At 55.9% G+C, this 12270-nt stretch carries 11 protein-coding genes and 1 riboswitch; of the genes, 3 read left to right on the plus strand and 8 right to left on the minus strand.

The genetic code is table 11. The features are described from left to right. Nucleotides 1-29: 29 nt before the first annotated feature. The 4 genes from F0Q32_RS10905 to araB form a co-directional block, all read right to left on the minus strand. Nucleotides 30-542: a hypothetical protein gene (locus F0Q32_RS10905; RefSeq protein ID WP_149463079.1), complete on the minus strand. Its 513-nt coding sequence runs from the start codon at nucleotides 540-542 to the stop codon at nucleotides 30-32. A 142-nt stretch (nucleotides 543-684) separates the two neighbouring features. Then, nucleotides 685-1380 (minus strand): L-ribulose-5-phosphate 4-epimerase, encoded by a 696-nt coding sequence (gene araD / locus F0Q32_RS10910; protein ID WP_149463080.1) that lies wholly within the window; start codon nucleotides 1378-1380, stop codon nucleotides 685-687. Nucleotides 1381-1500: 120 nt separating this feature from the next. Continuing rightward, nucleotides 1501-3003, minus strand: a complete 1503-nt coding sequence (gene araA / locus F0Q32_RS10915) for an L-arabinose isomerase (protein WP_149463081.1) — start codon at nucleotides 3001-3003, stop codon at nucleotides 1501-1503. Nucleotides 3004-3013: 10 nt separating this feature from the next. Further along, nucleotides 3014-4723, minus strand: coding sequence for a ribulokinase (gene araB / locus F0Q32_RS10920; protein WP_149463082.1), 1710 nt, complete (start codon nucleotides 4721-4723; stop codon nucleotides 3014-3016). A 338-nt stretch (nucleotides 4724-5061) separates the two neighbouring features. On the opposite strand from araB, the gene araC reads away from it, so the two are divergent. Continuing rightward, a complete protein-coding gene (gene araC / locus F0Q32_RS10925) occupies nucleotides 5062-5907 on the plus strand; it encodes an arabinose operon transcriptional regulator AraC (protein WP_149463083.1) in 846 nt (281 codons plus the stop codon). Nucleotides 5908-6036: 129 nt separating this feature from the next. Further along, nucleotides 6037-6804, plus strand: a complete 768-nt coding sequence (locus F0Q32_RS10930; RefSeq protein ID WP_149463084.1) for a DedA family protein — start codon at nucleotides 6037-6039, stop codon at nucleotides 6802-6804. A 39-nt stretch (nucleotides 6805-6843) separates the two neighbouring features. Here the strand turns inward: F0Q32_RS10930 and thiQ are convergent, their stop codons facing one another. From thiQ to sgrR, 4 genes are all read right to left on the minus strand, one after another. After that, nucleotides 6844-7590, minus strand: a complete 747-nt coding sequence (thiQ, locus tag F0Q32_RS10935) for a thiamine ABC transporter ATP-binding protein ThiQ (RefSeq protein WP_149463085.1) — start codon at nucleotides 7588-7590, stop codon at nucleotides 6844-6846. Then, on the minus strand, nucleotides 7577-9184 hold the full coding sequence (gene thiP, locus F0Q32_RS10940) for a thiamine/thiamine pyrophosphate ABC transporter permease ThiP (RefSeq protein WP_149463086.1): 1608 nt from the start codon (nucleotides 9182-9184) through the stop codon (nucleotides 7577-7579). Before thiP ends, thiQ begins: the two co-directional genes overlap by 14 nt. Further along, the gene (gene thiB, locus F0Q32_RS10945; RefSeq protein WP_149463087.1) at nucleotides 9160-10143 is read right to left on the minus strand and encodes a thiamine ABC transporter substrate binding subunit; all 984 of its coding nucleotides are present in this window, start codon (nucleotides 10141-10143) and stop codon (nucleotides 9160-9162) included. The genes thiP and thiB overlap by 25 nt, the downstream gene beginning before the upstream one ends. 30 nt (nucleotides 10144-10173) lie before the next feature. Beyond that, a riboswitch (TPP riboswitch) is annotated at nucleotides 10174-10266 on the minus strand. Nucleotides 10267-10302: 36 nt separating this feature from the next. Further along, a complete protein-coding gene (sgrR, locus tag F0Q32_RS10950; protein ID WP_149463088.1) occupies nucleotides 10303-11958 on the minus strand; it encodes an HTH-type transcriptional regulator SgrR in 1656 nt (551 codons plus the stop codon). Between the two features lie 87 nt (nucleotides 11959-12045). Here sgrR and sgrT point away from each other — a divergent pair, with 87 nt between their 5' ends. Continuing rightward, on the plus strand, nucleotides 12046-12198 hold the full coding sequence (gene sgrT / locus F0Q32_RS10955) for a glucose uptake inhibitor SgrT (protein ID WP_149463089.1): 153 nt from the start codon (nucleotides 12046-12048) through the stop codon (nucleotides 12196-12198). Nucleotides 12199-12270: the final 72 nt, after the last annotated feature.

Below are 12270 nucleotides of genomic sequence, written 5' to 3' on the forward strand. Positions count from 1 at the left end.
TTTAACTGGTTTTTTGTACAGGTGCGTTTTCAATACGATTGAAATTTCCCCGGCTCGCCTTCGCAGTAAAACGCCACCTGCTCACACAGCGACTGGTAGTCGGAAAAAATGACCCACTTTGTGCCGTGGCCGTATCCCAGAAACCAGGTGGTTTTCTGCCCCGCGTGGTCTGCGATCGCCAGATGGTATTTTTTATTCATTGGGTAAATATTTGGGGTGAGTTTTATGGTCTCAATGTTTTTCCATTGCCAGCTTTTATTATCTATCGTGATGGCATCAGCGGTAAGAACGATTTGCGCCGGCGTTCTTGATTTAATCCAGTGAGAATAAACAAAGATGGCCAGCGCCAGCAGAAGCTCTGCAATCAGTGTTACGCCAAGCGCACCCAGCGCCATTGAGAGAAACGGCACGCCGATAAACATTGAAAAAATGAGGAGAATCAGCAGGCTGACGGGAATGGTTGCCACAATAAAAAAGTTATCTTCGAGAACGATACGTGAGATTACTTTTTTATTCAGGGAGTATTTAATTTCAGGAGACACGTTATTAATCCTGATTCATTCTTAATATGAATGAATACTTATTTTTAATGATGGATAAAATAGCGTGCCTTTAAATAAAGTTAAAGAGAGGCTTGAAACAGAATAAAAATAAAAGAAGGTCTGTTTCCAGACCCTCTTCTTGTTACTGCCCGTAATACGCCTTCGCACCATGCTTGCGCAGATAGTGCTTATCCAGCAGCGTTTGCTGCATATCCGGCAACTGCGGCGCAAGCTGGCGGCAGAAGATACCCATATAGGCCACTTCTTCCAGCACGATAGCGTTGTGTACCGCATCTTCCGCGTTTTTCCCCCACGCGAACGGGCCGTGAGAGTGCACCAGCACGCCCGGCATTTGCGCGGCGTCGATACCTTGTTTCTCAAAGGTTTCGACAATCACGTTACCCGTTTCCCATTCGTACTCGCCGTTGATTTCCGCATCGGTCATTTTGCGCGTACAGGGAATGGTGCCATAGAAATAGTCGGCGTGCGTGGTGCCGGTCGCAGGAATAGCTTGCCCCGCCTGCGCCCAGATGGTGGCGTGGCGGGAATGGGTATGCACGATGCCGCCAATGGTCGGGAATGCCTGATAGAGCAGGCGGTGGGTGGGCGTATCGGAGGAGGGTTTTTTGCGACCTTCCACCACCTCGCCGGTCGCGATGCTGACCACTACCATATCGTCTGCGGTCATCACGCTGTAATCCACGCCGGAGGGTTTAATCACAAAAACGCCATTCTCCCGGTCAACGGCGCTGACGTTGCCCCAGGTGAGGGTGACCAGGTTATGTTTTGGCAGCGCCAGGTTGGCGTCAAGCACCTGGCGTTTGAGATCTTCTAGCATGTTGGCTCCAGATAATGCCTTTTACCCTCACCCTAACCCTCTCCCTGAGGGAGAGGGGACTAACTGTGCGGGTGTGGGGTTTTCACCCTCTCCCTCAGGGAGAGGGCCGGGGTGAGGGTGTTAACGACGTAACCCGTAATAAACCTCGTTCCAGCGCAGCGCGTCTTTAAACGCGGGCAGGCGGGTGTCGTTGTCGATAACCGTAATCTCGATACCGTGCAGTTCAGCGAACTGGCGCATATCGTCCAGCGTCAGGGCGTGGCTGAAGACGGTGTGGTGCGCGCCGCCGCCGATGATCCACGCTTCGGAGGCGGTGGCCAGATCCGGCTGCGCTTTCCACAGCGCGTTGGCGACCGGGAGTTTCGGCAGATCGTGCGGCGTTGCTACCGTTTCGATAGTGTTGACCAGCAGACGGAAGCGATCGCCCAGATCCACCAGGCTTGCGACAATCGCCGGGCCGGTTTGGGTATTGAAGATCAAGCGCGCCGGATCGGCCTTGCCACCGATACCCAGAGGCTGTACATCGAGGATCGGTTTCTCTTCCACGGCGATCGACGGACACACTTCCAGCATGTGCGAACCGAGCACCAGGTCGTTGCCGTTATCGAAGTGGTAGGTGTAATCCTCCATAAAGGAGGTGCCGCCCTGCAGACCGGTTGACATCACCTTCATGATGCGAAGCAGGGCGGCAGTTTTCCAGTCGCCTTCGCCTGCAAAGCCGTAGCCCTGCTGCATCAGACGTTGTACCGCCAGGCCCGGAAGCTGTTTCAGGCCGTGAAGATCTTCAAATGTGGTGGTGAACGCATGGAATCCGCCCTCTTCGAGGAAGCGTTTCATCCCCAGTTCGATACGTGCGGCATCCAGCACGTTCTGGCGTTTGTCGCCGTTGATTTGCGCAGCAGGCGTCAGGCGGTAGCTGCTTTCGTATTCGTCGACCAGCGCGTTGATATCGCCCTCGCTCACCGCGTTGACCACCTGCACCAGGTCGCCTACCGCCCAGGTGTTGACGGAGAACCCGAATTTGATCTGCGCCGCGACTTTATCGCCGTCAGTGACCGCCACTTCGCGCATGTTGTCGCCAAAGCGGCACACTTTCAGGTGACGGGTATCCTGCTTCGATACCGCCTGACGCATCCACGAGCCGATACGTTCGTGGGCTTGTTTATCCTGCCAGTGGCCGGTCACTACGCTGTGCTGCTGACGCATGCGCGCGCCGATAAAGCCGAACTCGCGGCCGCCGTGCGCGGTCTGGTTCAGGTTCATAAAGTCCATATCGATGCTGTCCCACGGCAGGGAGGCATTGAACTGGGTATGGAATTGCAGCAGCGGTTTGTTAAGGATGGTCAGGCCGTTGATCCACATTTTCGCCGGTGAGAAGGTGTGCAGCCACACCACCATGCCTGCACATTTATCATCGTAGTTGGCATCACGGCAGATGGCGGTGATCTCATCCGGGCGCGTGCCCAGCGGTTTCAGCACCAGTTTACACGGCAGTTTCGCTTCTGCGTTAAGGGCATTAACTACCTGCTCCGCGTGCTGTGTCACCTGACGCAGGGCTTCCGGGCCGTAAAGGTGCTGGCTGCCAATCACGAACCATACTTCATAATTATTAAAAATGGTCATTGTCGTATCCTTAATGAGTCAGCGCTGCTGTGGCGGACGGCGTGGTAGCCGATGGCGCAGCGGCAGGGAGATAATGTTGTTCGGCGCTCAGCGCCCATTGCTGGTAGCGTTGATAGAGTTGTTCAAAGCGTTTCGCCTGTTGCGGATCGGGCTGGAGCGTGCTTTCGACACGGCTGGCCATCAGTAACTGTGCGGCGGGGATATCGCGGTAAACGCCGGCGGCGACGGCAGCAAAGATGGCCGCGCCCAGCGCACAGCACTGGTCAGAGGCGACAATCTGTAACGGGCGATTGAGTACATCGCAGCAGGCCTGCATGATGACGCGGTTTTTACGCGCAATGCCGCCCAGCGCCATCACGTTATTGACCGGGATACCCTGGCGGGTGAAGCACTCCATAATGGCGCGCGCGCCAAAGGCGGTGGCGGCGATCAGCCCGCCAAATAAGGCTGGCGCGTCGGTAGCGAGATTCAAATCAGTAATCACGCCCTTCAGACGCTGATTGGCGTTCGGCGTGCGGCGACCGTTAAACCAGTCGAGTACCACTGGCAGATGATCGAGAGACGGATTCTTCGCCCAGGCGTCAGTCAGGGCTGGCAGTAGCTGCTTCTGACTCTCTTTAATTTGCGTTTTCAGTTCAGGATGCTGTGCGGCGAGTTGTTCCAGCGGCCAGCCCAGCACGCGACCAAACCAGGCGTAGATGTCGCCGAACGCCGACTGGCCCGCTTCCATGCCGATAAAATCAGGTACTACGCTGCCGTCAACCTGGCCGCAAATACCTTTCACCGTACGATCGCCCACGCTCTCTTTCTCCGCGACAAGAATGTCGCAGGTGGAGGTCCCGATGACTTTCACCAGCGCGTTAGGCTGTGCGCCCGCGCCGACTGCGCCCATATGGCAGTCAAATGCGCCGCCGGAAATCACCACTTTTTCGGAAAGCCCCAAACGCTGCGCCCATTCCGCGGTGAGCGTGCCCACCGGAACATCGGCGGTCAGGGTGTCGGTAAACAGCGGGCAGGGAAGGTGCTGATTGAGGATAGGGTCGAGTTCATCGAAGAACGACGCCGGTGGCAGGCCGCCCCAGCTTTCATGCCACAGGGATTTATGCCCGGCGCTACAGCGGCCACGGCGAATATCCTGCGGGCGCGTGGTGCCGGAAAGCAGGGCCGGAACCCAGTCGCACAGCTCAATCCACGATGCAGCAGCCAGTGCGACCGCGCTATCTTCGCGAGTGACGTGCAGAATCTTGGCCCAGAACCATTCGCTGGAGTAGATACCGCCAATGTAGCGCGAGTAGTCTTCTTTGCCCGGTTGATGGCACAGGCGAGTGATGGCTTCGGCTTCTTCCACGGCGGTGTGGTCTTTCCACAGCACGAACATGGCGTTCGGGTTTTCGGCGAACTCGTCGCGCAGCGCCAGTACGTTGCCGTCGGCGTCAATCGGCGCAGGGGTTGAACCGGTGCTGTCGACGCCAATTCCGACGACATCAGCCCGTTGGGAGTCGGTGAGCTGCGCCAGTACGCTTTTCAGCGCCGCTTCCATCGACTCAATATAGTCGCGCGGGTGGTGGCGAAAACGGTTATTCGGGGCGTCGCAGAAGCGGCCCTCCTGCCAGCGCGGATACCATTCAACGCTGGTGGCGATCTCTTCACCGTTCGCGCACTCCACTGCCAGGGCGCGGACCGAGTCGCTGCCAAAATCGAGGCCAATTGCGATTGCCATCGTGTCACTCCATCGTAATAAAACAGGATGTGTTAACACTAGCGATGGCCCGGAAAAATCGTCAGGCAGGAACCGCTAATCTTATGGATAATTTTGCTGTCACATCCCAAAGTGTGACGCTGTGCAAATATTCAATGTGGACTTTTCTGCCGTCTTTATAGACACTTCTGTTACACGCCAGAAACCGTATCTCTCGCGGAATTGTTATCAAAATCGCGGCTTGTCGCGGGGTTAAATGTTTATCGTGAGCGGTGATGGTTTGCACAGGTCGCCGGGAAGGGTGAAAACGTGAATATGGATAATTGGTTTCTTCACAACATGCGGAGATCAGACTGAAAATGCCTGAATTGCAAAACGATCCCCTGCTGCCGGGTTACTCCTTTAACGCGCACCTGGTCGCCGGGCTGACGCCGATTGATGCCGGAGGGTATCTCGATTTCTTTATCGACCGGCCGCTGGGCATGAAGGGGTTTATTCTTAATCTGACGGTTAAAGGGGAGGGAATAATTGAAAATCAGGGGCAGCAGTTTATTTGTCGCGAAGGCGATATGCTGCTCTTTCCGCCAGGCGAAATTCATCACTACGGGCGTCATCCTGACGCCAGCGAATGGTATCACCAGTGGGTTTATTTCCGCCCCCGCGCCTACTGGCATGAATGGCTGAACTGGCCGACCATTCATGCGCAAACCGGTTTTTTCCGCCCTGATGAAGCGCATCAGGCGTCGATTTCCGCGCTTTTTGGGCAAATTATTGATGCCGGGCAGGGCGTTGGGCGTTACTCCGAGTTGCTGGCGATCAACCTGCTGGAGCAGCTTCTGCTGCGACGTATGGAAGCCATTAATGAATCGCTGCATCCGCCGATGGATAACCGGGTACGCGATGCCTGCCAGTATATCAGCGATCACCTGGCTGATAGCCATTTTGATATCGCAAGCGTAGCTCAGCATGTTTGCCTGTCGCCGTCGCGTCTGTCGCATTTGTTTCGTCAGCAGCTTGGTGTCAGCGTGTTGAGCTGGCGTGAAGATCAACGCATCAGCCAGGCGAAACTGCTGCTCAGCACCACGCGTATGCCGATTGCTACCGTGGGGCGTAACGTAGGTTTTGAAGATCAGCTCTATTTTTCTCGCGTTTTCAAGAAATGTACCGGTGCCAGCCCAAGTGAATTCCGTGCAGGGTGTGAATAAAAAGTAAAGAAAAGGAAAGGCGGTGTGTCGGAAAGCGTCATTGCCAGTAAACTATTCAGACAATTGATGGCTTGACGAAAGTCGGGGTGATGACCAGAATCCCCGATTCGTTTTCAAACCGGACACACTATGCAAGCACTGCTGGAACACTTTATTACCCAGTCCACGACCTATTCACTTGTCGCGGTCGCGCTGGTGGCTTTTCTCGAATCATTAGCGCTGGTCGGTCTGATTTTGCCGGGTACGGTGATGATGGCGGGCCTCGGGGCGCTGATTGGCAGCGGCGAGCTTAATTTCTGGCAGGCGTGGCTGGTCGGTATTGTGGGGTGTTTGCTGGGCGACTGGATCTCCTTCTGGCTTGGCTGGCGCTTTAAGAAACCGCTGCATCGCTGGTCGTTTATGAAAAAGAACAAGGCGCTACTGGATAAAACTGAGCACGCGCTGCATCAGCACAGCATGTTCACCATTCTGGTCGGGCGCTTTGTCGGGCCAACGCGCCCGGTGGTCCCGATGGTTGCCGGAATGCTCGACCTGCCGGTATCGAAGTTTATTCCGCCGAACATTATTGGTTGCCTGCTCTGGCCGCCGATTTACTTCCTGCCGGGGATTCTGGCGGGTGCCGCGATTGATATTCCTGCGGATATGCAAAGCGGCGGCTTTAAGTGGCTGCTGCTTGGCACGGCGCTGCTGCTGTGGATTGCTGCGTGGCTTTGCTGGCGCTTATGGCGTAGCGGAAAAGCAGCGAAAGATCGTTTGTCCGACTATCTTCCGCGCCAGCGTTTACTGTGGGTGGCCCCGTTAATGCTTGGCATTGGTGTGGTGGCGCTGGTGGCGGCTATCCGGCATCCGTTAATGCCTGTTTACATTGAAATTTTATGCAAGGTGGTTGGGCTATAGCATAGTTTGCCGGATGGCGGCGTAAACGCCTTATCCGGCCTACAACAATTGATTGGAACGAGTAGGCTGTGTAAGCGAAGCGCCAGCCGACGCAGCGATACCGAGTAAGTGCGACGCGCTGGCGTGCCCGCTCAGCAGCGCCGTCGTTTCGCCATCCCACGCAATGCGTCCGTCGGCCACCACGATCGCGCGGGGCGCAATTCGCGCGGCATCCTCCACGCTATGCGACACCATCAACAACGTCATCTGCTCACGTTCACATACCGCTTTCACCAGTTGCAACATCTCCTGACGTAGCGCCGGGTCGAGGGCGGAAAAAGGTTCATCCAGCAGCAAAATCGGCTGCTGACGGACCAAACAACGCGCCAGCGCCACGCGTTGACGCTGACCGCCGGAAAGCTCACCGGGCAGGCGCGTCAGCAAGGACTCAAGGCCCATCTGTTGGGCGATAGCCTGCAACGTCTGTTTTTGCGTGTCGTTCAGTTTCAGCGAAGGCGACATCCCCAGCCCGATGTTTTGCTGCACGTTCAGGTGGCTGAACAGGTTGTTTTCCTGAAACAACATTGATACCGGGCGACGTGCGGGTGGCGTGCGGGTATGTGCCTCGCCGTTAATCACAATTTCACCACTGGCTGGCGTCAGAAATCCGGCAACCAGATTCAGCAGCGTACTTTTCCCCGCCCCGCTCGGCCCAAGAATGGCGAGGGTTTCGCCCTGCGCCACGGAGAGACTAAAACGCATCGGTAAATGCTGATAAAGCCAGGTAACATCATTAAGTTTTAGCATGGCGTCCCGGGAGTTTTTCAATCACGGTAAAAAGCAGGAAACAGAGCAGCAGCAGAAGCAGGGCGGTCACCGCGCCATCCTGGCTGCGATAAGAGCCTATTTGCTGGTAAAGATAAAACGGCAGTGTGCGGAAATCATCATTGCCAAACAGCGCCACCACACCGAAATCGCCAATCGACAGGACGCAGGCGAAAGCCAGCGCCTGAGCCAGAGGGCGTTTTAGCGCGCGCAGTTCCACCACCTTCAGACGATTAAAACCGGCCAGCCCCAGCGACTCACACAACGGTGTATAACGCGCGGTAATATCGCGCATCGGCGTCTCCAGCACTTTCAACGCGTAGGGGATGGCCATCAGCGCATTGGCGAAAATCACAATGCCATCGGCGGAATCGGGCAGGCCGACGGTGTTGTTCAGCAGCAGGAAAAAGCCGGTCGCCAGCACAATCCCCGGCATGGCAAGAATCAACATGCCGCTCAGTTCCAGCGTTTGTCCGGCGAGTTGTGCATTACGCGCGCGCAGCTCGCGGCTGCTCCACAGCAGCATCATGGTCAACACCACGCTGAGTACGCCAGCGGCGACGGCGATGCGCAGTGAGGTCCACAATGCCTGCCAGAGCGGCGGTTGTAGCAGGGCATTGAGCATCGCCGGGTTGATGCCATCGACCAATACCGCCAGCAGCGGCGGCAGCATCAACAGCAGCGCTAGCGTAATCAGCAGGCCATCGCTAAGGCGGCTGTGTAAACGATCGTCCGGGTCGCGCCAGCCCTGCATTTGCGTATTACCGACGGCAATTGCTTTGCTCAGACGTTGGCTAATTAACACCAGTGTCAGGCAGCACGCCATCTGGATCAGCGCCAGCATCGCCGCCCGCGCCGGGTCATAATCAAAATTGAGCGCCTGATAAATCGCCAGTTCAATCGTCGTGGCTTTCGGCCCGCCGCCCAGCGATAACACGGTGGCAAAGCTGGCAAAACAAAGCATAAAAATAAGCGTGCTGATGGGCAGAATTTGCCGACGCAGCCAGGGCCATTCCACGAAACGAAAGAAGCTAAACCCACGCATCCCAAGCTGAGCGGCAAGCTGGCGCTGCTCGCCGGGGATTTGCTCCAGCGCCTGAAGCAGCAGGCGGGTCGCCATTGGCATGTTGAAGAAGACGTGCGCCAGCAGGATTCCCTGTAATCCATAAGGCGAGAAATGCCATTCCAGCCCGAGTGATGTGAATATCTGTGCCAGCCAGCCCTGACGCCCGTAGACGCTGAGGATGCCGAATACCGCGACCAGCACGGGCAAAATCAGCGTCATGGCGCACAGGCGCAACAAAATTTCTCGGCCAGGGAAACGACGGCGATAGAGCGCGCGGGCGAGAAAAATAGCAGGCACAACCGAGAGTAGCGCGGAGAGAAACGCCTGCCAGAAGGAGAAGCGCACGACGTGCCAGAGATAGCTGTCTGCCAGCAGCATCTTCCCGCTGGCCTCCGGGGCGCTAAACCAAAGCGCCAGAAAGGCGGCCAGCGCCACGGCGACGATAAGCGTCGCCGCCGTTGTGCCAGGCCAAATCCAGCCGGGAATTAACGGCTGACGGCGCGTTGCCATGTCGCAATCCAGTTCTGACGCTGTGCGGCGACGTCCTGCGGGGTAAATTCCAGTGCGGTTTTCGGTTTAGCGAGCGCCGCAAAGCCTGCGGGCAGCGTCACGTCAGCCACCGGATACATCCAGTTACCCGTCGGAATGGCCTGCTGGAAGGCCGGGGAAACCATAAACTTGAGGAATTTTTCAGCCAGTTCAGGCTGTTTACTGGCAGCGGTACGCGCGGCCACTTCTACCTGTAGGTAGTGCCCTTCGGCAAAGGAGGCGGCGGCGTAGTTATCTTTTTTCTCTTCGATAATGTGATACGCCGGAGAGGTGGTGTAGCTCAGCACCAGGTCGCTTTCCCCTTTCAGGAATAAACTATACGCTTCGCTCCAGCCTTTGGTCACGGTGACGGTTTTCGCCGCCAGTTTCTGCCAGGCTTCAGGTGCTTTATCGCCATACACTTTTTGCATCCACAGCAGCAGGCCCAGGCCCGGTGTGCTGGTGCGCGGGTCCTGATAAATCACGCGCCATTTCTGGTCGCTCTCGACCAGTTCTTTCAGGCTTTTCGGCGGATTTTTCAGTTTGTTTTTGTCATAAACAAAAGCGAAATAGCCGTAGTCGAAGGGAACAAAGGTGTCATCTTTCCAGCCGCCAGGAACGGTGACGGCGCTAGCCGGAACGCCGCTTTTGGCGAACAGTTTTGTCTGGCTGGCGGCTTGCAACAAATTGTTATCAAGGCCCAGCACCACGTCGGCTTTGCTTTTTTTCCCTTCCATACGCAGGCGATTGAGCAGTGAAACGCCATCTTCCAGCGCCACAAATTTCAGCTCGCAGTCACAGTCGGCTTCAAAGGCTTTTTTCACCACCGGGCCAGGGCCCCAGTCGGCGGCGAAAGAGTCGTAGGTATAAACCGTGAGCACCGGTTTGGCGAAAGCTGGCAGGGCGAGAAGCGCCAGCAGCGGCAGACATTTTTTTAACACTTTGCACCTCAGTAAGCAGGTGGCAAAGGATTTTGAGTTGGCCTCAAATCCCTCCGCCGGCGTTATCCGGATCAGGTTCGACGGGTTTAATCTCAGCAGACTTCTGCACCCCGTTGAGTAGCTCGCTATTGTAATGATTACGTGAATAAATCAAAAGCGCTAAGGATCCGGAGGGGCGAACCACGCGGATTTAAAGTCGAACCAGCCCAGGGTGTTCATACGCACGCCGCGCATACTCCGTTGCCCCTGAATGCGCAACCAGTGGTGGATGAGTGGCACAATGGCCTGATGTTCCAGCAACTGTTTACACCAGGTGGGGAGATCCAGTTCCCCCGCATGCCACTGCCGGATATCTGCCTGCCAGTCGCGCACGATGCAGTGTTGGAGCAGCGGCACTTCGCAAAGATGCGCAAACAGCGAGAAATCGAGCGGCAGGGTAAAGTTAGCGCTGTTCAGCCACACATCGCTAACCACCTCTCCGCTGTGCCACTGATCGTAATCGACTTCGTTTATATCAAGCGTAACATGGTGTTCTGCCAGCAGTTTTCGCATTATTTCGGCTATGACCCGATGCTCAACGTGATCACGGTAAAAGCCGAGGGTGACCCGCTCCAGGCCAGCCGGTTTTTCGCTGGTTTTACTGTGCGCATGGTGCCAGCGTGGCAGCAATCCGTAAGCGGGGAACCAGTACTGCTGATACTGCTCGCTGGCGTGGTAGAGAAGGTTGGCTGGAGAGAGCACGTGGCTTAACCACTGACGAACCCTGAGGTTGGCGCCGCGCGGGGCGCGAGCGTCAAATAGCAGATAATAACAGCCCTCTTCAAGACGGCTCTCAACGGCCTGTTCACTCTGCGTCGTGCCTTGTAACGTCAGCCCACAGCTAACATCTTCCGCGACATCCGGCAGCACCCAGACATTTACCTCATCAATAAGTGCGCGAAAACCGAAGTACTCCTCAAAGGCGTGGATCTTGAGCTGGTTCTGGTTGTTGCGCACAACCGCATAAGGGCCAGTTCCTACCGGCTGGCGGGAGAAATGTGGCATGGATGACCACTCGTGCGGCAGGATCATTGCCGGAGTATGACCGAGCAGCCACGGTAGCCAGCGGTCCGCGTGTGAGAGATGAATATCCAGCGTCCATGCGGTCGGCGATACGATTTGAGTGATGTGAGAATAAAGGGGCAGCCTGTTAATGCGTTCCAGAGAATGGATGACGTCTTCCATCTCCAGTTCGCGACCATTATGAAAATGAATACCTGGACGCAAATAAAAGCGCCAGTGCAAAGGGGATATTTCCTTCCAGTGGTGCGCAATATCGGCTTCCAGTTCCCCGTTTTCCTCATTTATGCGCGTCAGGGCACTGAAAATTTGTCGCGCGATATGGGTTTCAGATCGACGTAACGCCGTACCGGGCAACAGATTTTGCATCGGGCGATAGTAGAGCACACGCAGAATGTGCCGCCCCTGGCGAAAGCTGCGCCCCAGATGAGAAACCAGCATCTGTCGCACTGTCGATTTGTCGCCCACCAGTTGTACCAGTTGGTCGATTCTGTCTTGCTCCAGCAGGTCTTCCGCACGCTGCTGCTGCAATGCCAGACCGGTATAAAGGAAGGTTAAACGCGAACGTTTACCCCGCCCGGCCTCGGCTTCCCAGGTCAGCCAGCCGCGCGCTTCCATGGTGTTTAACAGGGTTCGCATATGGCGACGCGAGCAGCTCAGCAGCTCCGCCAGTTCGTTCAGCGTCGTTTCCTGCGCTTTGCCGTCGCAGCATTGCCACAGACGGATGAATTGTTGTTGCAGTCGACCAGAAGGCATAAAAGGGGAACTCCTGATAAAAACTCAGCAATTTATTAATCCCTATATTAAGCCAATAATTCTCTTCGATGAAGTGAGGAGGTGAATATGATGAGGTCAACCACAGGTCAGTTTTATCAGCGCTATTTTTACGCAACACGTCATGTTTCCTGGCTGGCCCGCCAGATGGCAGGGATGCGGTACAAAATGCTTGATAACCTGATGCAGTGGGAGGTTACGCGCTCGACCTCTGAACACTAAATCGCCAAATCATGTGTGACTGAGTATTTGCCAGCAGGTATTATCTGCTGGCTTTTTTTATTTCTCGCGCGC

This window comes from Pseudocitrobacter sp. 73, from assembly GCF_008369545.1.
Lineage (GTDB): Bacteria > Pseudomonadota > Gammaproteobacteria > Enterobacterales > Enterobacteriaceae > Pseudocitrobacter > Pseudocitrobacter vendiensis.

Bases quoted from the DNA above. Each gene is read 5' to 3' on its own strand.
- sgrR (WP_149463088.1), bottom strand. From the start codon at position 11,958: ATGCCTTCTGGTCGACTGCAACAACAATTCATCCGTCTGTGGCAATGC.
- sgrT (WP_149463089.1), top strand. From the start codon at position 12,046: ATGATGAGGTCAACCACAGGTCAGTTTTATCAGCGCTATTTTTACGCA.
- araD (WP_149463080.1), bottom strand. From the start codon at position 1,380: ATGCTAGAAGATCTCAAACGCCAGGTGCTTGACGCCAACCTGGCGCTG.
- araA (WP_149463081.1), bottom strand. From the start codon at position 3,003: ATGACCATTTTTAATAATTATGAAGTATGGTTCGTGATTGGCAGCCAG.
- araB (WP_149463082.1), bottom strand. From the start codon at position 4,723: ATGGCAATCGCAATTGGCCTCGATTTTGGCAGCGACTCGGTCCGCGCC.
- thiP (WP_149463086.1), bottom strand. From the start codon at position 9,184: ATGGCAACGCGCCGTCAGCCGTTAATTCCCGGCTGGATTTGGCCTGGC.
- thiQ (WP_149463085.1), bottom strand. From the start codon at position 7,590: ATGCTAAAACTTAATGATGTTACCTGGCTTTATCAGCATTTACCGATG.
- F0Q32_RS10930 (WP_149463084.1), top strand. From the start codon at position 6,037: ATGCAAGCACTGCTGGAACACTTTATTACCCAGTCCACGACCTATTCA.
- araC (WP_149463083.1), top strand. From the start codon at position 5,062: ATGCCTGAATTGCAAAACGATCCCCTGCTGCCGGGTTACTCCTTTAAC.